Source organism: Kitasatospora sp. NPDC091276, from assembly GCF_040684355.1.
In the GTDB taxonomy this organism is placed as follows: Bacteria; Actinomycetota; Actinomycetes; order Streptomycetales; family Streptomycetaceae; genus Kitasatospora.
In genome coordinates, this window is the sequence record NZ_JBFBFU010000036.1 from 1 (window position 1) to 23,392 (window position 23,392).

19 protein-coding genes and 1 pseudogene are annotated in these 23,392 nt (G+C 74.5%); 11 read left to right on the top strand and 9 right to left on the bottom strand.

The window, feature by feature from the left end; all coding sequences use genetic code 11:
* The 4 genes and pseudogenes from AB0O19_RS32575 to AB0O19_RS32590 all read left to right on the top strand — a co-directional run.
* Nucleotides 1–240 (top strand): annotated as a pseudogene (locus tag AB0O19_RS32575) (electron transfer flavoprotein subunit beta); the annotation flags it as partial.
* A 45-nt stretch (nucleotides 241–285) separates the two neighbouring features.
* Complete coding sequence (locus tag AB0O19_RS32580) at nucleotides 286–1,248, top strand: electron transfer flavoprotein subunit alpha/FixB family protein (RefSeq protein ID WP_363624760.1); 963 nt, start codon at nucleotides 286–288, stop codon at nucleotides 1,246–1,248.
* Between the two features lie 180 nt (nucleotides 1,249–1,428).
* A complete protein-coding gene (locus AB0O19_RS32585; RefSeq protein ID WP_363624762.1) occupies nucleotides 1,429–2,847 on the top strand; it encodes an acyl-CoA synthetase in 1,419 nt (472 codons plus the stop codon).
* A gap of 311 nt (nucleotides 2,848–3,158) precedes the next feature.
* Nucleotides 3,159–4,091, top strand: a complete 933-nt coding sequence (locus AB0O19_RS32590; protein WP_363624764.1) for a C40 family peptidase — start codon at nucleotides 3,159–3,161, stop codon at nucleotides 4,089–4,091.
* A 105-nt stretch (nucleotides 4,092–4,196) separates the two neighbouring features.
* Here AB0O19_RS32590 and AB0O19_RS32595 read toward each other — a convergent pair whose 3' ends face one another.
* Entirely contained in the window at nucleotides 4,197–5,099 is a 903-nt protein-coding gene (locus AB0O19_RS32595; RefSeq protein ID WP_363624766.1) for a PfkB family carbohydrate kinase, read from the bottom strand.
* A gap of 465 nt (nucleotides 5,100–5,564) precedes the next feature.
* Between AB0O19_RS32595 and AB0O19_RS32600 the strand changes: the two genes are divergently transcribed.
* Nucleotides 5,565–6,632, top strand: a complete 1,068-nt coding sequence (locus AB0O19_RS32600; RefSeq protein ID WP_363624768.1) for an NUDIX domain-containing protein — start codon at nucleotides 5,565–5,567, stop codon at nucleotides 6,630–6,632.
* Between the two features lie 144 nt (nucleotides 6,633–6,776).
* Complete coding sequence (locus AB0O19_RS32605; protein WP_363624770.1) at nucleotides 6,777–7,616, top strand: DUF4184 family protein; 840 nt, start codon at nucleotides 6,777–6,779, stop codon at nucleotides 7,614–7,616.
* Here AB0O19_RS32605 and AB0O19_RS32610 read toward each other — a convergent pair.
* Nucleotides 7,592–8,956, bottom strand: a complete 1,365-nt coding sequence (locus AB0O19_RS32610) for a dipeptidase (protein ID WP_363624772.1) — start codon at nucleotides 8,954–8,956, stop codon at nucleotides 7,592–7,594. The two genes, AB0O19_RS32605 and AB0O19_RS32610, sit on opposite strands and share 25 nt — an antisense overlap.
* Nucleotides 8,957–9,509: 553 nt before the next feature.
* On the opposite strand from AB0O19_RS32610, the gene AB0O19_RS32615 reads away from it, so the two are divergent.
* Nucleotides 9,510–10,661 (top strand): geranylgeranyl reductase family protein, encoded by a 1,152-nt coding sequence (locus AB0O19_RS32615; RefSeq protein ID WP_363624841.1) that lies wholly within the window; start codon nucleotides 9,510–9,512, stop codon nucleotides 10,659–10,661.
* A gap of 163 nt (nucleotides 10,662–10,824) precedes the next feature.
* Here the strand turns inward: AB0O19_RS32615 and AB0O19_RS32620 are convergent, their stop codons facing one another.
* From AB0O19_RS32620 to AB0O19_RS32630, 3 genes are all read right to left on the bottom strand, one after another.
* A complete protein-coding gene (locus tag AB0O19_RS32620) occupies nucleotides 10,825–13,128 on the bottom strand; it encodes a glycosyl hydrolase family 18 protein (RefSeq protein WP_363624773.1) in 2,304 nt (767 codons plus the stop codon).
* A 210-nt stretch (nucleotides 13,129–13,338) separates the two neighbouring features.
* On the bottom strand, nucleotides 13,339–14,325 hold the full coding sequence (locus AB0O19_RS32625; protein WP_363624775.1) for an ArsR family transcriptional regulator: 987 nt from the start codon (nucleotides 14,323–14,325) through the stop codon (nucleotides 13,339–13,341).
* 112 nt (nucleotides 14,326–14,437) lie between these two features.
* Nucleotides 14,438–14,584 carry a hypothetical protein gene (locus tag AB0O19_RS32630; RefSeq protein WP_363624777.1) on the bottom strand — a complete coding sequence of 49 codons (147 nt, stop codon included), beginning with the start codon at nucleotides 14,582–14,584 and terminating at the stop codon, nucleotides 14,438–14,440.
* A gap of 100 nt (nucleotides 14,585–14,684) precedes the next feature.
* Here AB0O19_RS32630 and AB0O19_RS32635 point away from each other — a divergent pair, with 100 nt between their 5' ends.
* Together AB0O19_RS32635 and AB0O19_RS32640 are read left to right on the top strand one after the other, a co-directional pair.
* Nucleotides 14,685–15,932: an MFS transporter gene (locus AB0O19_RS32635; protein WP_363624779.1), complete on the top strand. Its 1,248-nt coding sequence runs from the start codon at nucleotides 14,685–14,687 to the stop codon at nucleotides 15,930–15,932.
* 169 nt (nucleotides 15,933–16,101) lie between these two features.
* Nucleotides 16,102–16,875: an enoyl-CoA hydratase family protein gene (locus AB0O19_RS32640; protein WP_063350153.1), complete on the top strand. Its 774-nt coding sequence runs from the start codon at nucleotides 16,102–16,104 to the stop codon at nucleotides 16,873–16,875.
* 114 nt (nucleotides 16,876–16,989) lie between these two features.
* On the opposite strand, the gene AB0O19_RS32645 is transcribed toward AB0O19_RS32640, so the two are convergent.
* Nucleotides 16,990–17,751, bottom strand: a complete 762-nt coding sequence (locus AB0O19_RS32645) for a maleylpyruvate isomerase family mycothiol-dependent enzyme (RefSeq protein ID WP_363624781.1) — start codon at nucleotides 17,749–17,751, stop codon at nucleotides 16,990–16,992.
* A gap of 168 nt (nucleotides 17,752–17,919) precedes the next feature.
* On the opposite strand from AB0O19_RS32645, the gene AB0O19_RS32650 reads away from it, so the two are divergent.
* On the top strand, nucleotides 17,920–18,675 hold the full coding sequence (locus AB0O19_RS32650; RefSeq protein WP_363588732.1) for a DapH/DapD/GlmU-related protein: 756 nt from the start codon (nucleotides 17,920–17,922) through the stop codon (nucleotides 18,673–18,675).
* Between the two features lie 51 nt (nucleotides 18,676–18,726).
* On the opposite strand, the gene AB0O19_RS32655 is transcribed toward AB0O19_RS32650, so the two are convergent.
* Nucleotides 18,727–20,157 carry a helix-turn-helix domain-containing protein gene (locus tag AB0O19_RS32655; protein ID WP_363624783.1) on the bottom strand — a complete coding sequence of 477 codons (1,431 nt, stop codon included), beginning with the start codon at nucleotides 20,155–20,157 and terminating at the stop codon, nucleotides 18,727–18,729.
* A 276-nt stretch (nucleotides 20,158–20,433) separates the two neighbouring features.
* On the opposite strand from AB0O19_RS32655, the gene AB0O19_RS32660 reads away from it, so the two are divergent.
* Nucleotides 20,434–21,258, top strand: a complete 825-nt coding sequence (locus AB0O19_RS32660; protein WP_363624843.1) for an alpha/beta fold hydrolase — start codon at nucleotides 20,434–20,436, stop codon at nucleotides 21,256–21,258.
* A gap of 96 nt (nucleotides 21,259–21,354) precedes the next feature.
* On the opposite strand, the gene AB0O19_RS32665 is transcribed toward AB0O19_RS32660, so the two are convergent.
* Both AB0O19_RS32665 and AB0O19_RS32670 read right to left on the bottom strand, forming a co-directional pair.
* Entirely contained in the window at nucleotides 21,355–21,936 is a 582-nt protein-coding gene (locus AB0O19_RS32665; protein WP_363624785.1) for a HutD family protein, read from the bottom strand.
* A 108-nt stretch (nucleotides 21,937–22,044) separates the two neighbouring features.
* Nucleotides 22,045–23,316, bottom strand: coding sequence for an MFS transporter (locus tag AB0O19_RS32670; protein ID WP_363624787.1), 1,272 nt, complete (start codon nucleotides 23,314–23,316; stop codon nucleotides 22,045–22,047).
* Nucleotides 23,317–23,392: the final 76 nt, after the last annotated feature.

Genomic DNA, 23,392 nt, shown 5'->3' on the forward strand with positions numbered 1-23,392 from the left:
TCGGGTGAGGCCCGGTACCCGTCGTTCAAGGGGATCATGGCGGCGAAGAAGAAGCCGGTCCAGTCGCTGGACCTGGACGATCTGGGCATCGGGGCCGACGAGGTCGGTCTGGCGGGTGCGTGGACGGCGGTGGAGTCGGTGGCGGCGCGTCCGGCGCGGACCGCGGGCACGGTCGTCAAGGACGAGGGCGAGGGCGGCAGGCAGCTCGCCGGCTTCCTCGCCGACCAGAAGTTCATCTAGTCCCCCCCGTTCGCGCATCCAACGATCGATCAGGAGCAACGAATCATGGCTGAGATCCTGGTTCTGGTGGACCACGCCGACGGTGTGGTCCGCAAGCCGGCCCTCGAACTGCTGACCCTGGCCCGCCGGATCGGCGAGCCGTCCGCGGTCGTGCTGGGCGCTGGTGCCGCCGCCGCCGACCTCGCGGCCAAGGCCGCCGAGTACGGCGCGGCCAAGGTGTACGTCGCCGACGGCGCGGAGTTCACCGACCGGCTGGTCGTCCCGAAGGTGGACGCCCTCACCCAGATCGCCAAGGCCAACGACGCCGCCGCCGTCCTGGTCACCTCCTCCGGTGAGGGCAAGGAGGTCGCCGCCCGCGTCGCGCTGCGGCTGGGTTCCGGCATCATCACCGACGCCATCGACCTGGAGGCCGGTGACGGCGGCCCGGTCGCCACCCAGTCGGTGTTCGCCGCGTCCTTCCAGGTGAAGTCGAAGGTGACGAAGGGCGTGCCGGTCATCACCGTCAAGCCGAACGCGGTGGCCCCCGAGGCCGTTGCGGGCGCGGGCGCGGTGGAGAACGTGGCGGTGGAGTTCACCGGCAACGCGGCCAAGGTCACCTCGCGCACCCCGCGGGTGTCGACCGGCCGTCCGGAGCTGACCGAGGCCGCGATCGTGGTCTCGGGCGGCCGTGGCGTCGGTGAGGCGGCCGGCTTCGGCGTCGTCGAGGAGCTCGCGGACGTGCTGGGCGCGGCCGTCGGCGCCTCGCGTGCCGCCGTCGACGCGGGCTGGTACCCGCACAGCAACCAGGTCGGCCAGACCGGCAAGCAGGTCTCGCCGCAGCTGTACATCGCGGCCGGCATCTCCGGCGCCATCCAGCACCGGGCGGGCATGCAGACCTCGAAGACCATCGTGGCCGTCAACAAGGACCCGGAGGCCCCGATCTTCGAGCTGGCGGACTACGGCGTGGTCGGCGACCTGTTCGCCGTGCTGCCGCAGCTGACCGCCGAGGTGAAGGCCCGCAAGGGCTGATCCGCGCACACGGCAGTGGGAGGGCGTGGCACCGGGTACCCGGTGCCACGCCCTCCGGCGTTTCCGGCACAGGTCGGTACAAGCCAGGTGGGCGGCGGCTGGTGACCGCTGCCCACGGACGGTCCGGGTGCGGCCCGTAGAGTCGGCGCGACAGCGCGAGACGAGGGCGAGGACGGAAGCATGGCACTGCTGACCGCACTTCAGGGCGACTACGGGGACGCGGCGGACGCGCTGCGGATCGACGGGCGGGCGCTGTCCCGCGAGGAGCTGCTGGGCGCGGCGACCGCCGTCGCCGACCGGGTGGCCGGTGCGCCCGCGCTCGCCGTGCTCGCCCGGCCCGCCGTCGAGACGGTCGTCGCCGTGGTCGGCGGCCTGCTGGCGGGCGTGCCCGTGGTGCCGCTGCCGCCCGACTCCGGGCCCAAGGAGCGAGAGCACATCCTGCGCGACTCGGGTGCGGTGCTGCTCGCGCACGCCGTGGGCGACGCCGTGCCGGGTGAGGTGCAGGGGCTGCCGGTCGACCCGGCGGACCGCGCCGCCACCACGTTCGCCGAGCCCGCGCCGGACGCCACCGGCTTCGTCCTCTACACCTCCGGCACCACCGGGGCGCCCAAGGGAGCCGTGATCCGGCGCCAGGCGATCGCCGCCGACCTGGACGCGCTCGCCGCGGCCTGGCAGTGGACCGCCGAGGACACCCTCGTCCACGGCCTGCCGCTGTTCCACGTCCACGGACTGATCCTCGGCGTCCTCGGCGCCCTGCGGACCGGCAGCCGGCTCGTGCACACCGGGCGGCCCACCCCGGAGGGGTACGCGGCCGCGGGCGGCAGCCTGTACTTCGGGGTGCCGACCGTCTGGTCCCGGGTGGCGGCCGACCCCGGGGCGGCGGGTCGGCTGGCCTCGGCCCGGCTGCTGGTCTCCGGCAGCGCGCCGCTGCCGGTACCGGTGTTCGAGAAGCTGGCTGCGCTCACCGGGCACGCCCCGATCGAGCGCTACGGGATGACCGAGTCGCTGATCACCGTCAGCACCCGGGCGGACGGCGAGCGCCGACCCGGCAGCGTCGGCCTGCCGCTGGACGGGGTGCGCACCCGGCTGGTCGGCGAGGACGGCGCGCCGGTGCCCTCCGACGGGGAGAGCGTCGGAGAGTTGCAGGTCGCCGGGCCGACCCTGTTCAGCGGGTACCTCAACCGGCCCGACGCGGATGCCGAGGCCTGGACGGCTGACGGCTGGTTCCGCACCGGGGACGTCGCCGTGATCGGTGAGGACGGCTTCCACCGGATCGTCGGTCGCTCCTCCGTCGACCTGATCAAGAGCGGCGGCTACCGGATCGGCGCCGGCGAGGTGGAGGCCGCGCTGCGCGACCACCCCGCGGTCGCCGACGCGGCGGTGGTCGGTGCGCCGGATGAGGACCTCGGGCAGGCCGTCGTCGCGTACGTCATCCCGGACGGCGCCGTGACGGGGGAACAGCTGACGGCCTTCGTGGCGGAGCGGCTGTCCGCGCACAAGCGGCCGCGCCGGGTCGTGCTGGTGCCCGAACTGCCCAGGAACGCGCTGGGAAAGGTGCTGAAGAAGCAGCTGCTGGCGGAGTCGGACCAGCAGGGGTGAGGGGGCGTCGGGCGCGCGGCCCGATGACTGGCCTTCACCCTGATGCCCCGTCGGTGCTCACCGGCCGTGAACCCTTCCATTGGCTCACTCCACTGCGCGCCGTGAGCGGACGCGTGCCTACCGTGACACGCAGGCAGAACTGAATCCCTGGGCGGCATGCCGCGGCTCCCGGTCGCACGACCGGAGGCCGTGGCATGCCGGGCGGGGTCTGCCGAGCCGTACGTGCCGTCTCACCGGGACGTACGTGTCCGTAGCCGATTCCGCAGCCGCCCCCGTGGCGGCAGTTCGCAGCAGTGAGGGAAGACAGCAGGATGACCACCGTCAACACCGGCGCGCCGGGTGCCGCCGACGAACCGACCGGGCAGCACGCTGCCGCCACCGTCGACCAGCGGGCGGCCGCCGTCCGCCCCGTCCGCCCCGTCCGCCCCGTCCGTCCCTCGCGGGCCGCGCGGGTGCGCCGGGGGATAGGCATGGCGGCCGTGATCGTGGCCGGTGCGGGTGTGATCGGCGTTGGCCCCGGCGTCAGCCCCGCCGCCGCCGAGTCGGCACCGGCGCACGCCGGGTGGGACGGCTCGCGGTACTGGTTCAAGAACAGTCAGGGGCAGTGGCGCTGGACCACGCACTACGACGTGTACGTGGCGCGGACGGGGGGCGGATCCTCCTCCGCGGCGAAGGCCCCGTCGACGGGTACGAAGTCGAGCGGGGGGATCAAGCAGGGCTGGGACGGGTCGCGGTACTGGTTCAAGAACAGCAAGGGGGAGTGGCGCTGGACCACGCACTACGACGTGTACGTGGCGCGGACGGGGGACGGGTCCCCGCCGTCGTCCGGCTCGTCCGGATCGTCCTCGTCGGGCCCGGCCGCCGGCGCGGTGGCGGGGGACCAGGGCGTCGAGTCCGCCGTGCAGTTCGCGCTGAGCCAACTGGGCAAGCCGTTCCGGACCGCGGGCAACGGGCCGGACGGGTACGACTGCTCGGGCCTCGTGCAGCAGGCCTTCCGACGCGGCGGGGTGAACCTGCCGCGGGTGGCCAACGACCAGTACGCGGCGACCACGCCCATCAGCGCCGGCCAGCTGCGCCGGGGCGACCTGCTGTTCTGGTCCCCCAACGGCACCAAACGGGGCATCCAGCACGTGGCGATCTACCTGGGCAACAACCAGTACGTCGAGGCGGCGCGGCCGGGCACGCTGATCCGGATCTCGGGGATCAGCAGCGGCTACTACCCGTCGTACATGGGGCGGCCGTAGGCCGAGTGCTGCTAGGCACGTGAGCCGGGGCGTTCGGGAGTTGTGGTCCGGGCGCCCCCAGTGGGGGTGAGCCCGGCCCGCCCGGGCCCGCCGGGAAACGGCTGGTCAGAGGTCGGTCGGGCGGGGGAGGGCGCCACGGGCGCCCAGGGCGGTGACGGCGAAGGCGCCGGCGGCCACGGCGGTGGCGGCCGCGGCGGGGAGGGAGGCGCCGCGGGCGAGTCCGGCGGCGAGGGCGCCGCAGAAGACGTCGCCGGCACCGGTGGTGTCGACGACCTGGACGGCGGGGGCGGGCAGTCGGGCCGACCGTCCCTCGGCGGCGACCAGCGCGCCCTCGCCGCCGAGGGTGAGTACGACGCCGTCGGCGCGGCGGGAGAGGGCCCGGGCGGCCTCCTCGACGGTGGGGGCGCCGGTCAGCTGGCGGGCCTCGACGGCGTTGGCGACGACCAGGGGGCGGCGCCCGGTCGGACCGGTGTCGGGGAGCGAGCCGGCCGGGGCGGCGTTGTGCACCCAGTGGGTGCCGTCGGCCGGCAGGGCGGCGGCGGTCGCTCGGATGCACTCCTCGGGGACCTCGCCGCTGGTGAGGAGCACGTCGACGGGGAGCAGGTGCAGGCGGGCGAGTGCGGCGGTGACCTCGGCGGCGGTCAGGTGGGCGTTGGCGCCGGGGACGACGACGATGCTGTTCTCGCCGGCGGGGTCGACCATGACGATCGCCTGCCCGGTCGGCGCGTCGGGGTGGGTGAGCACGGAGCCCGTCTCGACTTCCGCGCCGCGCAGGTCGGTGAGCGCGGCTTCGCCGTCGGCGTCGTGCCCGACCTTCGCGACCAGGTGGACGGCGGCGCCCATGCGCGCGGCCGCCACCGCCTGGTTCGCGCCCTTGCCGCCGAACCCCTGGGTGGCGGCGGTGGCGAGGACGGTCTCGCCGGGGGCGGGGAGGACGGGGCAGCGGAGGATGCGGTCGGTGTTGATCGAGCCGATGACGATGACGCGGCCGACTGGGAGCAGCTTCATCGTTCCTCTGTACGTGCTGGGGTGCGCGCGGCGCAAGCAGGCGCCGGGGGGCGCGCGAGGGGCGCGGGGAAGAATATGTCGACCGGTCTACTGAATTATGCAGACCGGTCTAGATATTGCCGGGGGAAATCTGTCGGTCGGTCTACATAGTCGGGTGGAGGGGGTGATGAGAGGTGATCTGGGGTGATGATGGCGCACAGGAAGTCGGACGGGCCGACTTCCTGTGCGCGCAGGGTGTGAGCAGGGTGCAACTTTGATGTAGACCGGTCTACATATTTCTCCCGGAAGGCGGCTGGCCTGGGCACATGCCCCTGTCAAGGGGCGGAGTGGGGCGCAACGGCGGGCGCGGTGGGGAGGTATGGGGAGCGGCGTGGCGCGGGTACCACCACGGGTGGCGCTGGTTCGGCCGACGGGGGCGCTGCCCGGTGCGAACGGCATCGGGGCAAGTCGAGGGCAGGGGACGTTGTGATCGTCTGGGTCAATGGCACATTCGGGGCGGGCAAGACGAGTGCCTGCCGCGAGCTGGTGGAACTGCTGCCCGGGAGCGTGCTCTTCGATCCCGAGCTGGTGGGCTTCGGCCTGCGCCGGATGCTCCCGGCCGACCGGCTGGCGACGGTGTCCGACTTCCAGGACCTGGCGGCCTGGCGCCGGCTCGTCCCCGAGACGGCCGCCGCGCTGCTCAGTGAGGTCGCGGGCCCGCTGGTGGTCCCGATGACCCTGCTCAGGGAGGACTACCGGGACGAGATCTTCGGTGACCTCGCCTCTCACGGCATAGCGGTGCACCACTTCGTCCTGGACCCAGAAGAAACGATCCTGCGTCACCGCATCGCCCACCGCGACGAGTGCCCGGGAGATCCGGAGGCCAGCGAGCGGGTCCGCACGTGGTGCTTCGAGCACGTGGCCCGCTACCGGGCCGCCCGGCGCTGGCTGGTCGAGGACGCCCGGATGCTCGACACCAGCGAGCTCACCCCCCGCGAGACCGCCCACCGGATCGCCGAACTGGTCCGCGTCGGTGCCGCCCGCTGCCCGATCGTCCAGACCCCCGACCCGACCGGGGACACCGTGGCCTCCGCCGTCCTGTTCTTCGACGAACAGGACCGCGTCCTGCTGGTCGACCCCGTCTACAAACCCGACTGGGACTTCCCCGGAGGCGTGGTCGAACGCGGCGAGGCCCCCACCGACGCGGCCCTGCGCGAGACCGCCGAGGAACTGGGCCTGCGGCTCGACCCGACCGGGCTGCGCCTGCTCGCCGTCGACTGGGAGCCGCGCACCGGCCCGCGCCGCGGCGGCCTGCGCCTGATGTACGACGGCGGCCAACTGGACGCCGCCTCCCGCCAGAACCTGCTGCTCCAGGCGGAGGAGCTGCGCGACTGGCGCTTCGTCACCCTGGACGAGGCCGCCGACCTCCTGCCCCCGAGCCGCTACCGCCGGCTCGCCGCCGCCCTGGAAGCCCGCCGCAGCGGCGAGTTGCGCTACCTGGAGGCGGGCCGCCGGGTCGCGCTCGGCCTGGCCAGCACGGCGGACGCGGCGTAGCCGCCTGGGGTGCCTGACGAGCCCGGGTGCCGGGCCGTCCAGAGGCGGTGGCCGCTGTCCAGAGGCGCTGGCCGTTGGCCCAGGTCGTTGGCCGTTGGCCCAGGCCGTTGGCCGATGGCTCGGCAGGGGCGGGAGGATGGGGGCATGCCGTTCACACTGAGCCACCCCGCCGCCGTCCTGCCCCTGCTGCGCGCCGCCGGGGAGCGCGGGCCGCTGGTCGCCTCGGCGCTGGTCGCCGGATCGATGGCGCCCGACGTCCCGTTCTTCGCCGAGTCGCTGCTGCCCGGGGTGTACGGCCACGGCGGTCTGACGCACCGCTGGTGGGCCGTGCCGACGCTGGACGTGGCGATCGCGGGCGCGCTGGTGGCCGGCTGGCACGGTCTGCTGCGCGCGCCGCTGGTGGCGCTGCTGCCCGACCGGTGGGCGGGCGCGGCCGAGGCACTGACGGTCCGGCGGCCCGCCGGAGCCGGGGCGGGTGCGGGGGCGGCGTGGTTCGCGGCGTCGGCGGCGATCGGTGCGGCCACCCACGTCGGCTGGGACGCGTTCACCCACGAAGGCCGGCTGGGTGTCCGGCTGCTGCCGGTGCTGGACCGGGAGGTGGCCGCGGTTCCGCTCTACTCGGCGCTGCAGTACGGCAGTTCCGCGCTGGCCCTGGCCGCGATGGCGGGCTGGGCGGTGCGGGCGGCGCGGGGCGTGGAGCCGGTCCGCCCGGCCGTGGCACTCGCTCCCCGGGCGCGCCGCGCCGCCGTCGCGGCCCTGGGCGCGGCGACGGCGGTCGGGGTGCTGCACCGGCTGGTCCCGCTGCGGCGGAACCTGATCCCGGAGTTCTGCTTCGGCGCCGGGGCCGGGCTCGCGGTGGGGGCGGTCGGTTACGCGGTGGTGGCGGGTGCCGCCCGCAGGTTCCGGGGCGGGCGGCCGGTGCCGGAGACCGCCGACGGCGGCCCCCGGACCAACGTGCGTCAGACCGAGCGCAGTTCGGCGTAGCGGCGGAGGAACAGGGCCTCGGAGAGGGCCATCCGCTCCAGCTCCTGCGGGTCGACGCTCTCGTTGACCGCGTGGATCTGGGTGGTCGGCTCCTCGACGCCGATCAGCACGATCTCGGCCTTCGGGTAGAGCGAGCGCAGCGTGTTGCAGAGCGGGATCGAGCCGCCCTCGCCGGAGGCGACCATCTCGGTGCCGAAGGCCTCGGCCATGGCCTCGCCCATCGCCTCGTACGCCGGGCCGGTGGTGTCGGCGTTGAACGGGGCGCCGGTGCCCTGGCGTTCGACGGTCAGACGGGCGCCGAGCGGGACCTGCGCCTCCAGGTGGGCGACCAGCGCGTCCTGGGCGGCGGTCGGGTCGCTGCCCGGCGGGACGCGCAGGCTGACCAGGGCCTTGGCGGCGGCCTGGACGGAGGAGGTGGCGCCGATCACCGGTGGGGCGTCGATGCCGAGGACGGTGATCGCGGGGCGGGCCCACAGGCGGTCGGCGATGGTGCCGGTGCCGGTCAGGGCGACGCCGTCGAGCACCTTGGCGTCGGAGCGGAACTGCTCCTCCGGGTACTGGACACCGCTCCAGGTCTGGCCGCCGGTCAGTCCGGCCACCGCGACGTCGCCGTGCTCGTCGTGCAGCGAGGCGAGCATCCGGACCAGCGACTGCAGCGCGTCCGGGGCGGCGCCGCCGAAGGCGCCGGAGTGCAGGTTGCCGGCCAGGGTGGTGACCGCGACCTCGACGACCGTCATACCGCGCAGGGAGGCGGTCACGGTGGGCAGGCCGGGGGCGAAGTTGCCGGTGTCGCCGATGATGATGGCGTCGGCGGCGAGCAGTTCGGGGTGGGCCTCGGCGTAGCGCTCCAGGCCGCCGGTGCCCTGCTCCTCCGAGCCCTCGACGATGATCTTCAGACCGACCGGGTAGCCGTCGCCGTACACCTGCCGCAGGGCTCGCAGGGCGGTCAGGTGCATCAGGATGTTGCCCTTGCAGTCGGCGGCGCCGCGCCCGTACCAGCGGCCGTCACGCTCGGTCAGCTCGAAGGCGGGGCTGAGCCAGGCGCTCTCGTCGAGCGGGGGCTGGACGTCGTAGTGCGAGTAGAGCAGCACGGTCGGCGCGCCCTGGGGGCCGGGCAGTTCGGCGTAGACGGACTGGGTGCCGTCCGGGGTGTCCAGCAGCTGGACGTTGGTCAGGCCCTCGGCGGCGAAGGCGTCGGCGACCCAGCGGGCGGCCTTCTCGCACTCCTCGACCGGGAACTGGCGCGGGTCGGCGACCGAGGGGAAGGCGACCAGTTCGGCGAGGTCGGTGCGGGCACGGTCCATCAGGGACCGGACGGCGTCGGCCAGCGGCTGTGACATCGGGGCTCCGAGGGGAAGGCTTCGCCCGAGGGGTGGTGCGGGCGGAGGGGGCGGTTTGGGTACCGCCGATCATAGGCGGACTCGAACAGTCCGATCGGGTGGTTCTGCCCGGAGATCCCGCCCGGCGCACCGTCTGGTGGACCGGCCCGATGGATCGGCCCGGGTTCGATCTGAGTTCGGTCCGGGTTCGGTCCGGGTTCGGTCTGGCGTTCGGGGCGGCGCGGCCAGCGGCGGGCTCGGCGGACGCATAGGATTGCTCGACGTGACTGACTCCGGAAGCTCCGATTCCCGCAGCCCACTCGACACCGAGGTCTCGCCGCTCGACGCCGAGGTACCCGGACGGCCGTCAGGCCGGTCGTCAGGTCAGCCGTCAGGCGAGGCGTCCGAGGGGGCGTCCGAGACGGTGTCCGAGACCGGGACGGTGCCCGAGGCCGGGACCGAGACGGTGTTCGAAGCCGCGACCGAGGCTGGGGCCGAGACCGAAGCCGAAGCCGAGACCGCGCCGAGGGTCGGTCGGTCGGCGCCCGAGCCGCTCGACGGCGTCTGGGACGTCGTGGTGGTCGGCGCCGGACCGGCCGGAGCCTCGGCCGCGCACGCCGCCGCCGTCCAGGGCCGGCGGGTGCTGCTCCTCGACAAGGCCGAGCACCCCCGTTACAAGACCTGTGGCGGCGGCATCATCGGCCCGTCCCGGGACAGCCTGCCGCCCGACTTCCGGCTGCCGTTGCAGGACCGCGTGCACGCCGTCACCTTCGCCTACGACGGGCGGTTCACCCGGACGCGTCGGTCCCGGCGGATGCTGTTCGGCCTGGTCAACCGGGACGAGTTCGACCTGCGCCTGGTGCAGGCGGCCAAGCAGGCCGGGGCGGTGCTGGTCACCGGAGTGACCGTCACCGGCGTCGAGCAGCGTGGCGGCGAGCACCGGACGGCGCTGGTGACGGCCGCCGACGGGCGCACCTTCGAGGCGCGCGCGGTGGTCGGCGCGGACGGCAGCGCGAGCCGGATCGCCCGGCACGTCGGCGTCACCTTCGACCAGATCGACCTCGGCCTGGAGGCGGAGATCCCCGTCCCGCCGCAGGTCGCCGCGGACTGGTCGGGCCGGATCCACCTCGACTGGGGCCCGCTGCCCGGCAGTTACGGCTGGGTGTTCCCGAAGACCGAGTCGAGCAGTCTGACCGTCGGCGTCATCTCGGCGCGCGGCGACGGCGAGCGGACCAAGCAGTATCTCGCCGACTACATCCGGCGGTTGGGGCTGTCCGGCTTCACCCCGAGCGTGGAGTCCGGGCACCTGACCCGCTGCCGGGCCGAGGACTCGCCGCTCTCCCGCGGCCGGGTGCTGGTCGCCGGGGACGCGGCCGGACTGCTGGAGCCGTGGACCCGCGAGGGCATCTCCTACGCGCTGCGCTCGGGCCGGCTGGCCGGCGAGTGGGCGGTGAAGGTCGCGGAGGCGGGCAAGGCGGCGGACGTGCGGCGCGAGGCGCTGAACTACGCGTTCGCCATCAAGGCCGGGCTGGGCGTGGAGATGCGCGCCGGCAAGCAGCTGCTGGGCGCCTTCGAGCGGCGCCCGTACCTGTTCCACGCGGCGGTCTGCCTGGTGGCGCCGGCCTGGCGGGCCTTCGCCCGGACCACCCAGGGGCACACCTCCTTCGCGCAGGTGCTCCGGCAGTACCGGGCGGCCCGGAAGCTGGCGGCGATGGCGTCCCGGTGACGGGAGGCGCATTCGGCTCTGGAGGCCCGTCAGGCCCGTCAGGCCCGCCAGGTACGTGTGGCACCTGTGGCACCTGAGGCACCTGAGGTGCGGGCCGGCGCTCCGTCGTTCTCGGAGCGCCGGCCCTTGCTGCCCTACCGGCCCAACGGGCCATGCCCTCCGGCTATTTGAGCCCGGAGTCGAGTGCGTTGATGAGCGTGCCGGAGGGGGTGTCGCCGGACATCTCCCAGATCATGCCGCCGAGCAGGTTCTTCGACTTGAGGTAGGCCGTCTTCTGGGCGATCGACCAGGCGTCGTCGAAGGTCCACCACTGGCCGCCGGCTCCGGTGTAGCCGTACGTCGCAACGGACTTGGGGTCGTGGTACACGGTCAGGTTGGGGACGCCGGTGATGAGGTTGTTGTAGCCGCGGGTGCCGGCCTCCTCGCTGAACTGGCCCGGGGCCGCGCCGTTCGCGGACTGCCACACGCCGGAGGCGCCGCCGTCCGCCACGCCCTGCCAGCCGCGCCCGTAGAACGGGAAGCCGATGGTGAGCTTGCGCGGGTTGACCCCGGCGCCGAGGTAGGTCTGGACCGCCGCGTCCACGCTGAAGTGGAAGTTGTACGGGTCGTTCGGGTCGGCGTAGAGGTTGGCCTGGGGGCCGGTGCGGTTGGGCTCCCAGGAGTTGTCGCTGCCGGAGCCGTGGAAGTCGTAGCCCTGGACGTTGGCGATGTCCAGCGAGCTGAAGATCTTCGTGAGGTCCCAGCCCGCGGCGACCTTCGCCGGGTCGGCCGGGGTGAAGGCGGTGAGCAGCTTGTGGGAGCCGCCCAACGCGTCGAGCTGCTTGCGGAATTCGGCCAGCAGCAGGGTCAGGTTGCCCTTGTCGTTGGCGCTCCAGTGGTTGCCCGCGTGGCCGTCGGCGGAGCCGGGCCACTCCCAGTCGAGGTCGATGCCGTCGAAGATCCCGGCCGCCACACCGTCGCCGCCGGCGCCGTTGTAGACCGGCAGGTTGCCCTTGATCCACACGTCGAGGCAGGACTTGACGAACTTCTGGCGGGACGCGTCGGTGGCGGCGACGTCCGAGAAGTACTTGGAGTACGTCCAGCCGCCGAGTGAGACGACCACCTTGAGGTTCGGGTACTTGGCCTTCAGCTTCTTCAACTGGTTGAGGTTGCCGCGGAGTTTGCCCCAGCCGTCGTCGGCCACGCCGTCCACCGACTGGTCGGCGCTCATCGGGCGGGCGTAGTCGGCGTCGGCGTCACCGGCGCCGGTGCCCTGGTCCGGGTCCTGCGGGTTGGCGGTGGTGCCCTTGGTGACGCCCGCCAGACAGGTCAGGTTGACCGGATCGATGTTCTCGAAGGCGTAGTTGACGACGTCGAGCTTGGCCGCGCTGCCGGAGGTGTCGAGGTTCTTGACGAAGTACTGGCGGCCGTAGATGCCCCACTGGACGAAGTAGCCGACCCGGGCGTACTTTCCGGCGCCGACCAGGTCCGAGGTGGTGGCGGTGAGCGGGGCGGAGGCGGGAGAGGCGTTGTCGGCGGGGTCGCGGGCCTTCACGGTGAACGTGTAGGTGGTGGACGGGGACAGGCTGCCGACCGTCGCGGTGAGGGTGCTGCCGCTGACCGTCGCCACCAGCGTGCCGCCCTGGTAGACGTCGTACGCGGCGACCCGGACGTTGTCGGTCGCGGCGTTCCACGCGAGCGTGACGTCCGACGAACTGATCGCCGTGGTCCGGAGGTCGGTCGGCGCGGTGGGCGGGACCGGGTCGGTCGACGGGTCGAAGGTGGCGGCGGTGACGGGGGCGCTGAGCGGTCCGGTGTTGCCGCGGCTGTCCTTGGCCCGGACGGTCAGCGTGTAGGTGGTGGCCGGGGTGAGCCCGGTGAGCAGGACGCTGGTGGTGGTGCTGGAGCCGACCACGACGGCGCCGTTGAGCACGTCGTAGGAGGCGACCGGGAAGTCCCCGCCGGTGGCGACCGGCCAGGTCAGGGCGAGCGTGTGCGCGGTGGACTCGGTGACCGCCGGGGTGCCCGGCGCGGACGGCGGGACGTCGGCGGTGCCGTCGCACTTGTCGCCGTTGATGCGGCAGTTGGTGGGGGTGGCGACCGGTCCGTTGCCGACGAACCAGAAGCTGTACGGCTCGGTGGTGCTGTGAGCGTTGACGGTGGCGTTGTAGAACGCGTTGGTCGCGGTGACGTGTCGGCCGTTGACGGTGGCGGTGCCGTTGTAGCTGTTGCCGATGGTGACGCCGGCCGGCAGGTCGAACTCCAGGGTCCAGCCGGTCACGGCGGTGGCGTTGTCGTTGTGGACGATGTAGGTGCCCTGCCACCAGGAGCCGTTGTCGGCGGTGGTGAAGGAGGCGGTGAGTTTTCCGGCGGCGTTCGCCGGGGCGGCCAGCGCGGTGAGCGCGGCGAGGGGCAGGAGCAGGACGGAGAGCAGTGCCAGCAGTCTGCTGCGCACGCGCGGGCGCCTGGCCCGGGATCGAGCGGACATGGTTCTCCCTGTGGCTGTGGGGGTTGGACAGGGTGACGTAGAACCGCGGTGCTTGGTGCGTGTGCGATGGGTGCCCGCGCCGTGGGGAGGCGGGGCATGGGCACTGTAGGAGGACTGGACCAATGCGTCAACAGGTCTGTACCACTTGGGAGTTGAGTGATCAGTCGCGGTGGTGCGGGCCGGTCGGGGGGATGGCGGGGGTGAACTCCGTCACCTGTTCGCCCCCGTCAGCTCGTCCCCGAGCGGGCTGCGCAGGTACAGCACCGAGCGGCCGTGCCGGGCCCGGGTGACCAGGCCGGTGGCGGCGAGGACGGACAGGTGCTGGCTGACCGCGCCGGGGGTGACGCCCAGCCGGTAGGCGAGGTCGGTGGTGGAGGCGGGTTCGGTGAGCAGGGCCAGCAGCCGGGCCTTCGGCGCGCCGACCAGCGCCTCCAGAGCGCGCGGCGGCACCGGCGTCCCCGGGCCGGCCATGCCCGCCTGGCCGCGCGCCGGGTAACTGATCTGCGGCGCACGCTCGTTGCTGATCATCGTGATCGCGCCGCGGGCGAAGAAGGTCGGGATGAGGACGAGGCCGCGGCCGTCCACGGCGGTCTCCGCGTCCCAGTCCGTCCACCGGCGGTTGATCGACAGGACGCCGTCCTCCCAGTGCAGCCGGTGGTCCAGGTCGGCGAAGAGCGCCGCCGCGCCGTGCCGGGAGAGCAGCCGGGCCCGGTAGACCAGGTCGGCGTCCAGGACCGCACGGGCCTGCGGCCACCAGGACGGCGCGAGGCAGACCTCCCAGTACTCCTCCAGCGCGTCGGCGATCCGCTGCAACAGCCGCGCCGGGTCGGCCAGTCCGGCGGCGAGCGCGGCGGGCAGGGGCCGCCCGTGCGGCAGGAAGACCTGCTCCAGTTCGGGGCGCAGCCGCTCCGGCGGCAGCGCGCGGACGGTGGCCAGCTCGGTGCGGAAGTCGGCGGCGGGCGAGGCCGGGCGAGGCGTCAGGAAGTCGGGGATCCAGCGGTTCCCGGCGATGAGTGACAGCAGCAGCGTGGAGTCCAGCCGTTCGAAGGCGGGCCGGAGCCGTTCGAAGGCCGGGGTCTGGAGCTGGTAGACGCCGGGGTGGGTCCACATGCGCAGGCTGAGCGAGGCCTCCTGGATCGGGGAGACGGCGAACCAGGTGGTGGCGAGGTCGGCCAGGCCGAGCGTGAAGCGGTGCACGGGGGCGGTCTCCTGCGACGCGGCGCATGGGCGCCGGGGCTGGGGCGCGTGGGGCGCGTGGTTTTAGCCAGAGCCTAAAGGAGTACCGGACCCGGGCCGCCAGGCGGTGTGATCAGCACATGACCACCACCTTGCCGGCGGAGACGTCCGGACCCGGCCCCGCCATGCCCGGAGGCGCCGCCATCACGGCAACCACCGCAAGCACCGCAACGATCGCAAGCACCGCAACGATCGCAAGCACCGCAACGATCGCAAGCACCGCAACGACCGGAAGCACCGCAACGACCGCGGACCCCGGAGACGTCGCGGGCCCAGGAGACCCCGCAGGCCCGCGGGCCGGCGGCGGGCTCGTCAGCGCCGTGCGACGGCGGCTGCACCCCGACCCGATGGTCCGGCGGCTGGCCGGGCTCACCCTGGTCAACACGGTGGGCAGCGGCCTGTCCCTGTCCGTCGCGGTGCTGTTCTTCACCCGGGTGCTCGGTCTGAGCGCCGGCCAGCTGGGGCTCGGGCTGACCGCCGCCGGCCTGTGCGGGGTCGTCGCGAGCGTGCCGGCCGGGCGGGCCGCCGACCGTTGGGGCGCCCGGCCGGTGCTGGTCGTGCTGGTCGCGGCGCAGGCGGTCGGCACCGCCGGGTACACGCTCGTGCACAGCTATCCGGCCTTCGTGGTGCTGGCCTGCGGGGTCTCGGCCGCCGACCGCGGGTCCGCAGCCGTACGGAACGCGCTCTACGCCGAGGTGCTGCCGCCCGACCGCCGGGTGGCGGGCCGGGCCTACCTGCGGGTGGTGACCAACGTGGGCCTCTGCCTGGGGACGGCCGTCGGCGCGATCGCGCTCCAGGTGGACACCAGGCCGGCCTATCTGACGGCGATTCTGGCCGACGCCGCCTCCTTCGTGGTCGTCGCCGTGCTGTTCCACCGTCTCCCCGTCCTCGCGCATGCGGCCCCGGTCGCGCCGCCCGTGGGACCGGAGGCCGACGGTGCCGGGCGGGGCAAGCGGCGCAATCCGGCGCTGCGGGACGGCCCGTTCCTGGTCGTGACGGTGCTGAACGCCGTCCTCGCCCTGCAGTTCGCCGTCCTGGAGGTCGGCGTGCCGCTGTGGATCATCCATGACACCGAGGCGCCCCGGATCACCGTCGCGGGCACCCTGATCGTCAACACCCTGCTGGTGATCGCCCTCCAGGTGCGGGCCACCCGGGGGACGGAGGACCGGTCGACGGCCGCCCGGCTCTGCGGCCGCGGGGGGCTGCTGCTCGCCGCCTCGTGCCTGGTCATCGGCCTCGCGCACGGCCTGCCCGCGATCGTCGCCGCCGTGGTGGTGCTCGGCGGCATCGCGCTGCAGTCGCTGGGCGAGGTGTTCGGCCAGGCCGGCGGCTGGGCGCTCAGCTACGACCTCGCGGGGGAGCGTGACCACGGCGCCTATCAGGGCGTGTACAACGCGGGTTCGGCGGCGGCGATGATGGCCGGTCCGGCGTTGGTCAGCACCGCCGTGATCGGGTTCGGTCTGGCCGGTTGGGTCGTCCTGGGCGCGGTGCTGGCGGCGGCGGGCCTGGCGATGGGCCCCGCCGTCCGGTGGGCCGGGCGACGGGGAGGGTACGCCGGGGGCCGGTGACACGGCTGCTCCCGGACGGGCGCGAGGGCCTCGATCCCGATCGGCACCTCGGGCAGGATTGGCTCTGGCCGAGGGGCGGGTGGGCGTGCCAGAGTCGTCCGGGCGCGGCCCGGGCACCCGGGCGGCACCGCAGTCCGACCCACCCTCAGCCGGAAGGCAGGCCCCGCCGATGACCAGCGCAGAGCCCCTCGTCCGCGTCACCACCGCCGACGCCGTCACCACGATCACCCTCGACTCGCCGCACAACCGCAACGCACTCTCCACCCGGCTGATGGCCGAACTGCACGCCGGTCTGGCGGTCGCCGCGGCCGACCCGGAGGTCCGGGCCGTGGTGCTCGGGCACACCGGCAAGGTGTTCTGCGCGGGTGCGGACCTGTCCGAGGCGACCGGCGCGGACCCGACGGTCGGCCCGCGCGGCCTGGTCGAGCTGCAGCGGGCGATCGTCGACTGCACCAAGCCGGTGATCGCCGTGATCGACGGGCACGCCCGGGCCGGCGGCCTCGGCCTGATCGGCGCGGCGGACCTCGCCCTCGCCGGGCCGGCCGCGACCTTCGCGTTCACCGAGGTCCGGCTCGGCCTCGCGCCCGCCGTGATCTCGCTGCCGCTGCGCCCCAAGCTGGACCCGCGCGCCGCCTCCCGCTACTACCTCACCGGCGAGGTCTTCGACGCCGCCGAGGCCGCCCGGATCGGCCTGATCACCCGCGCCACCGAGTCCGCCGAGGACACCGGGGTCGCGTTGAAGGGCCTGCTGGACGCGCTGCGCCAGGGCTCCCCGCAGGGGCTGGCGGAGTCCAAGCGGCTGGCCAACGCCGAGGTGGTGCGGTCCTTCGAGCGGGACGCGGAGGGGCTGGTGGAGCTGTCGGCGCGGCTGTTCGGGTCGGCGGAGGCGCAGGAGGGAATGCGGGCGTTCCTGGAGAAGCGGCCCGCGCGCTGGGTGCGCTGACCCCGGGCCGCTCCACCCTGGGCCGCTCCACCCCTGGCCACTGCGCACCCCGGGCCACTCCACCCCTGGCCGCTCCCAGCGCGCGGCGCGCCGCGAGCTACGTGCGGCGCGGCCTCAGCCGATGACCGCGCTGGTCCGCCAGAGTTCGAGCAGCGCCTCGTCGCCGTCGAGTTCGACCTGCGCGGGCCCGACCGGGAGCCGGTTCCACAGCAGCAGGTACAGGTCGTGGGCGGGGCCGGTGAGGGTGAGGTCGGCCGGTTCGGCGGCGCCGCCCGTGCCGACGGCCGGCGGCTCCTGGGTGATGGTCAGCTGCCAGGAGCCGGGGCCGTCGGTGGTCCGGACCCCGATGGTGCGGGTCCGTTCGCTGCGCAGCCGGGAGCGGCTGCTGGCCACGAAGCCGCTCAGCAGTTCGTCGATGCCGTCGAGGGCGAGGGCGGTGTCCACCCGGGGGCCCTCGGTGCCGGCCGCCGCGTCGGCGTCGGCGCGGTGGACGGCGGTCTCGTGCGCCTGGCGGCGGGCCCAGAACCCGAGCGGGCTGGGCGACGGCAGGAAGGTCCAGCACTCGACGTCGGCCGGGGCCCGGGTGAGCGTGTCCACCAGGGCGGCGTGGCCTTCGCGGAACCAGTCCAGCAGTGCCGCGTCGGACGGCGCCGGCCCGATCACGGCCCGGCTGCCGTCCTCGTCGAGGGGCGCGCGCAGGCCTTGGGAGGGGTAGGCGGCGGCCCAGCGGTGGACGTTCCCGACGTGCCTCAGCAGGTCGTTCAGGCTCCAGTCCGGGCAGGTCGGTACGGGGGCGGCGAGGTCGGTCCGGGCGGCCGCCTCGGCGAGCAGGCTGCCCTCGCGGCGCAGGGCGTCAATGTGTTCGGTGATCTCCATGGGAGGGAGTGTGGCACCGGAGCCCGCCGTCGGTCGCGGTTTTCGGACCCGCCCGGGCGGAGGGCCAGGCCTGGCCGTGGGAGGCCGCAGGCCAGGGCGGGTGCGGGACCGGTGTGATGTTGACCGCCCGGCCGCCGGTCGGACCCTACGGGCCGGTAACGTGAGCTCATGCCGATAACCCGTTCGCTGCTCTCCGCGGTCCGAGCCGGTGGCCGCCGTGCCGCCGGCCGCCTCGTCCACCGGGGCTGGCGCTGGGTACAGCGGACCGGCGCGGTCACCCGGCAGAGCCCGGGCCCGTACCGGTTCGGCGAGTTGGGCGACGGTACGACACTGGCGTTCCCGCTCGGCGCGGTCTTCAACGAGCAGTGGATCACCATCGGGCCGTTCTCGATCATCGGCGAGCGGGTCACCATCAGCGCCGGTTTCCTGCCCGGCCTCGACCTCGGGCCCGAGCCGATCGTGCGGATCGGCGGCGGCTGCGTGATCGGCCGGGACAGCCACATCGTGGGCCACCAGTCGATCGTCCTCGGCGACGACGTGTGGACCGGGCCCGGCGTCTACATCTCCGACCAGGCACACGAGTACCGGTCCACCGACCTGCCGATCGGCAAGCAGTGGCCGCGCAACGAACCGGTGGAGATCGGCGCCGGGAGCTGGATCGGCACCGGCGCGGTGATCCTGCCGGGGGCCCGGATCGGCCGCAACGTGGTGGTCGCGGCGGGCGCGGTGGTGCGCGGCGAGGTGCCCGACCACAGCGTGGTGGCCGGAGCGCCGGCCAAGGTGGTCCGCCGGTGGACGGCCGAGGAGGGCTGGCAGCCGCCGCTGCGCCACGACGCGCCCCAGCCGGTGCCGGACGGCGTGACGGCGGAGCAACTGCGGGCCCTGGTGGGGTGGGACCTGCGGTTGCCGGGGGAGCGGGACTGATGCACCCGCGCCGCCGTCCCGGTGGCGCGGGTGTCGTCGGCCGGACACGCCCTAGCGGACTGCGGGGGCCTGTTCGGCGGCGCGGGCGGCGATGGCGGCGGTGATCCGCAGGACGTCGGCGGGGCGGGCGGGGTCGAGGCCGGTGAGGGCGGCGATCCGGCGCAGCCGGTAGTCGACGGTGTTCGGGTGCAGGTGCAGGGCGCCCGCGGTGTGTCGCCGGTTGAGCCCGCCGGCCAGGTGGGTGCGCAGGGTGGTGAGCAACTCGCCGCCGTCGGCCAGCGGTTCGAGCAGTGCGGCGAGCCGGGAGCGGGCCTGGCTGGGGCGGGTGAGCTGGTATTCGAGCAGGACGTCGTCGAGCCGGTACAGGCCGGGTGGACGGTCGAACGCGCGGGCCACGTCCAGGACTTCGTACGCGAGCGCGGCCGCGCTCGGCACTTCGCCAGGTGCGGCGACCGCCGCTGCGGCCAGGACGGGGACGCCCCCGGCCCGGGCGGCCGCGGCGACGGTGGCGGCCAGGTGCTGCCACGGGAGCTCGGCGGGCGTGCCGGGTCGCCCGGGCGCTCGCTCCGGCCGGGCCTGCGGGGGCGAGTCGAGCGGGACGAGCGCGAGGCCGCCCGAGGGGGTGAGCGCGGTGATCGCCGACTGCCGCGTCCGGTGGTCGAGTTCGGCGACGAGCCGGCGGAGCTTGCGGCGGCCGGCGATGCCCGGGTCGACGCCGGGGTCGTGCTCGTCGGGGTGGTCGGCGACGGACAGGCACAGGACGGCGTACCGGGGCGGTAGTCGGAGTCCGGCCCGGGCGGCGGCCTCGTCCGCCGGGGCGCCGGCGAGCAGTGCGGTGAGCAGCGACTGCCGGGCGGCTGCGTGCCGGTCGCCGGCCGGGCGGCGTTCGTCGAGGTAGCCGGCGCCGGCGGCGGTGGTGGCCTGGCGGAGCTGGTCGAGCAGCAGCCGGTTGAGGACGAGCAGGTCGGCGGCGTCGCCGTCGCGGGCGTGCCGGGTGACGAACTCCCAGCAGACCTCCAGCCCGAGGTGGTGGGCGAGCAGGACGGCGTCCAGCGGCAGGCCCTCCTCGGCGCGGCGGGCGGCGGCCTCCCGGACGGCGGCGAACTCCTCGTCGGGGGAGGGGAGTCCGGTGCGGACGGCGTGGGCCAGGGCGCGGATCCGGCGCTCGGTGTCGCGGGTGAGTTCGCCGGTGAGCTGTTCGCGGGGCAGGCGGTGGTACACGGGCACGCGGTCCAGCAGCGCGGCGACCACGCTCTCGGCCAACTCGCTTACACCGCCCAGGAGTCGCTGGTCGGCGGGCCGGCCGCCGATCACCGGGACGCGCCAGCCGGGCGTCCGGTCGGCGGTGTGGTCGGGCGCGCGGACGGGTGTGCGGTCGGGCATGCGGTCGGGGGTGGCGGTGGGCGCGGAGTGCGGCTCGGAGCGGGGTGTGGCGTCGGGTGAGCGGCCGGGCGAGGCGGCGGGTGCGTTGTGACCGGTCACAGAGAACACCGTCCAGGTCTGGGGAACGCCCAAGGGCCGGGCCGGAGGGGCGACCGCATGATGGAGCCACTCGGGTTACCTGTTGGTAACAAACTTCCGCCGTGGAGGCAACAGTTGAGAACCCCACTTCTCCGCTTCTCCGCAACTCCCGTGCGCCACAGGCTCGGCGGGGCCATCGGCGCTACCGTCCTGGCGGGCGCGCTGCTGGCCGGCGCGTCGGCCGCCCCGGCGAGCGCCGCGACGTCCCCCTCCGTCGTGCCCGCCGCCGCCCGCTCCATCACCCCCGCCGCCGCCTCCGCCGAACTGCCGCCCGACGGTGACTCGGTGGCCTCGCCGCCCGGCGCCAACGACTGGAACTGCCGCCCGAGCGCCGCGCACCCCGATCCGGTGGTCCTCGTGCACGGCACCTTCGCCAACCGCTACGAGAACTGGCTCGCCCTCTCCCCGCTGCTGAAGGGCCTCGGGTACTGCGTCTTCGCGCTCGACTACGGCACCATCCCGGGCGTCACCTCCAGCGGCAGCGGCCTGCTGCTGCCGATCGGCGGCCTGGGTCCGGTGCCCGAGTCGGCCGCCCAACTCGGGCGGTTCGTCGACCTGGTGCTGAAGGCGACCGGCGCGGCCAAGGTCGACATCGTCGGGCACTCGCAGGGCGGCATGCTGCCGAACTACTACCTGAAGTTCCTCGGCGGCGCCGCGAAGGTCGGCCGGCTGGTCGGCCTGGCGCCGTCCAACCACGGCACGACGCTCGACGGGATCACCAAGCTCGTGCCGTACTTCCCCGGCGTCGCGGACCTGATCTACACCGTCTGCCAGGCCTGCCGCGACCAGGCGGTGGGCTCCGACTTCAACCGCACGATGGCCTCCCGCCCGGACACCGTGCCGGGCGTGACCTACACGGTGATCTCGACCGTGTACGACGAGGTCGTCACCCCGTGGCGGACCCAGTTCCTGACCGGCCCGGCCGTCGACAACGAGGTGCTGCAGAACCACTGCCCGATCACGCTCGCCGAGCACGTGGCGATCGCGTTCTCGCCGACGGCGCTGCACCTGGTGACCAACGCCCTGGATCCGGCGCACGCCACACCCGTGTTCTGCGGTTGAGCCACACCCGTCGGAACGCCGCGGCCCGGGAGGGAGACCTCCCGGGCCGCGGCGTTCCGGTGTCCGGGCGCTCGCGCGCGCCCCGCTTCCCCGGCGTCAGCGCGACGGGCGGAGCGTGACCACGGCGGTGACGCCGCCGGTCCGGACCCGCACCTCGCGCGGGCCGGCCCCCTCCAGCAGGGCGGCGTCGTAGCGCTCCAGCGCCGCGTCGCCGTCGACGGCGGCCGAACCGGTGAGGCAGACCAGCAGGACGGTCGCCCCCGGCGGGACATCCACGGCGGCCGGTGCGGTCAGCACGCCCACGGCGGCGTCGATCCGGCCGCGACGGGTCATCACGTTGAAGTCGACCACCGGGCCGGCCGACAGTCGACAGTCCGTCACGGCGTCACCGGAGAAGGCGAAGGGGCGGAAGGGTTCGTCGACCAGGTGCTCGGCGCCGTCGACGGTGAGCGTCATGCCGGGGCCCTCGACCAGGGTGATCACCCGGTCGACGCCGGGGAACGGCGAGAACGGCCCGGCCGACGCGACGTCCGCGAGGCTGACCCGCCAGTCGAAGGCGTCCAGCCCGGCCCCGGCCGGGAAACCGGCGACCTCCCTGGTCACCCCGCCCCCGTTGAGCCACGCCGTGGCCGGGCGCTCGTCCGCCCGCAGTACCTGGATCCGTCCGCTGCTCGTCATGGCCCGCATCCTGCCACCACGTCCGCGCGCGGCCGCGTCGGGAGCCGCCCGGGGCCGTCGGCGGTGGGGTCGGCCGGACCGGCCGTGCCGACGACCCGGGCGCTCCCGTCAGCGCCGACGGACGGCCAGCGGCAGGAGCGCCCCCGCCGTGGCCGCCACCGCGACGGTGGTCAGGGCCATCGGCAGCCCCGCCGCGTCGGCGAGGAAGCCGATCACCACCGGGCCGATCAGCATGCCGCCGTACCCGAGCGTCGAGGCGAACGCGACGCCCTGCGGGCCGCCCGCCGCACCGGCCCGGGCGATCGCGAGGGGGAAGAGGTTGGCGAGGCCGAGGCCGGCCAGGACGAACCCGCAGACGGCCAGCGGCACCACCGGGGCGAGGGCGGCGACCAGCATGCCGGCCGCCGCGGTCAGGCCGCCGAGCAGCATCAGCCGGGTCTGGCCGAGCCGGATGGACAGCCAGGTGCCGCCGACCCGTCCGCTGGTCATGGCGAAGGCGTACGCGGCGTACCCGGCGGCGGCCGTCCCGGGGCTGGCGTGGACGTCGTCGGTGAGGTGGAGGGTGGTCCAGTCGGCGATCGCGCCCTCGCCGTACGCGGTGCACAGGGCGGTGAGGCCGAGCAGCAGGACGAGCAGCCGCAGGTGCGGGGCGGCGCGGCCGGCCGTGGTGCGGGTGCCGTGGTCGCTCGTGGTGTCGCCGGTGGTGCCGCCGTCGCCCGTGCGGCCGGGCGCGACCAGCGGCGCGGCCGGGCTGCGCAGCAGGACGACGCCCGCGGCGGCGGTGACGGCGAGGCCCAGCAGACCGCCGAGCACGAGCGCCCAGGCGGTGCTCAGCGCACCGGCGAGGAGCCCGCCGAGGCCCGCGCCGAGCAGGCCGCCGAGGCTGTACCCGGCGTGGAAGCTCGGCATGACGGGCCGTCGCAGTTGCGCCACCAGGTCGACGGCGGCGCTGTTCATCGCGACGTTGGCGCCGCCGTATCCGGCGCCGAAGAGCAGCAGCACGCCGCCGAGCGCGGCGACCGAGTGGGCGTGTGCGGGCAGCGGGACGGCGAGGCTGAGCAGGGCGAGCGAGCCGACGGTCACCGGGCGCGAGCCGTACCGCAGGCACAGCCGTCCGACGAGCGGCATGGTGAGGACGGCGCCGATCGACAGGCAGAGCAGGGCCAGCCCGAGGGCGCTGTGCGAGGCGTTGACCTGGCTGCGGATGTCCGGGATGCGGACCACCCAGGCGGCGAAGAGGAAGCCGTCGACGGCGAAGAACGCGGTGAGCGCGAGCCGTGCCGAGCCCCAGGGGCTGTCCGTTCCGGGGGGTGTGCTGCGAGACTGGGGGGAGGTCTGGTCGGGTCGAGGACGCGGGCGGATTTTGTTTCGAAGCGGCACAAAGTCACAATAGGGGCGTGCAGCTCTCACCTTCAAGTCCGCGACCAGGTTCCGGAACCGACCTCGAAGCGCAGCG

What these genes read in the sequence shown, in the direction of transcription:
- AB0O19_RS32580 (WP_363624760.1), top strand. Translation starts at nt 286, where the DNA reads ATGGCTGAGATCCTGGTTCTGGTGGACCACGCCGACGGTGTGGTCCGC.
- AB0O19_RS32585 (WP_363624762.1), top strand. Translation starts at nt 1,429, where the DNA reads ATGGCACTGCTGACCGCACTTCAGGGCGACTACGGGGACGCGGCGGAC.
- AB0O19_RS32590 (WP_363624764.1), top strand. Translation starts at nt 3,159, where the DNA reads ATGACCACCGTCAACACCGGCGCGCCGGGTGCCGCCGACGAACCGACC.
- AB0O19_RS32595 (WP_363624766.1), bottom strand. Translation starts at nt 5,099, where the DNA reads ATGAAGCTGCTCCCAGTCGGCCGCGTCATCGTCATCGGCTCGATCAAC.
- AB0O19_RS32605 (WP_363624770.1), top strand. Translation starts at nt 6,777, where the DNA reads ATGCCGTTCACACTGAGCCACCCCGCCGCCGTCCTGCCCCTGCTGCGC.
- AB0O19_RS32610 (WP_363624772.1), bottom strand. Translation starts at nt 8,956, where the DNA reads ATGTCACAGCCGCTGGCCGACGCCGTCCGGTCCCTGATGGACCGTGCC.
- AB0O19_RS32620 (WP_363624773.1), bottom strand. Translation starts at nt 13,128, where the DNA reads ATGTCCGCTCGATCCCGGGCCAGGCGCCCGCGCGTGCGCAGCAGACTG.
- AB0O19_RS32640 (WP_063350153.1), top strand. Translation starts at nt 16,102, where the DNA reads ATGACCAGCGCAGAGCCCCTCGTCCGCGTCACCACCGCCGACGCCGTC.
- AB0O19_RS32645 (WP_363624781.1), bottom strand. Translation starts at nt 17,751, where the DNA reads ATGGAGATCACCGAACACATTGACGCCCTGCGCCGCGAGGGCAGCCTG.
- AB0O19_RS32650 (WP_363588732.1), top strand. Translation starts at nt 17,920, where the DNA reads ATGCCGATAACCCGTTCGCTGCTCTCCGCGGTCCGAGCCGGTGGCCGC.
- AB0O19_RS32665 (WP_363624785.1), bottom strand. Translation starts at nt 21,936, where the DNA reads ATGACGAGCAGCGGACGGATCCAGGTACTGCGGGCGGACGAGCGCCCG.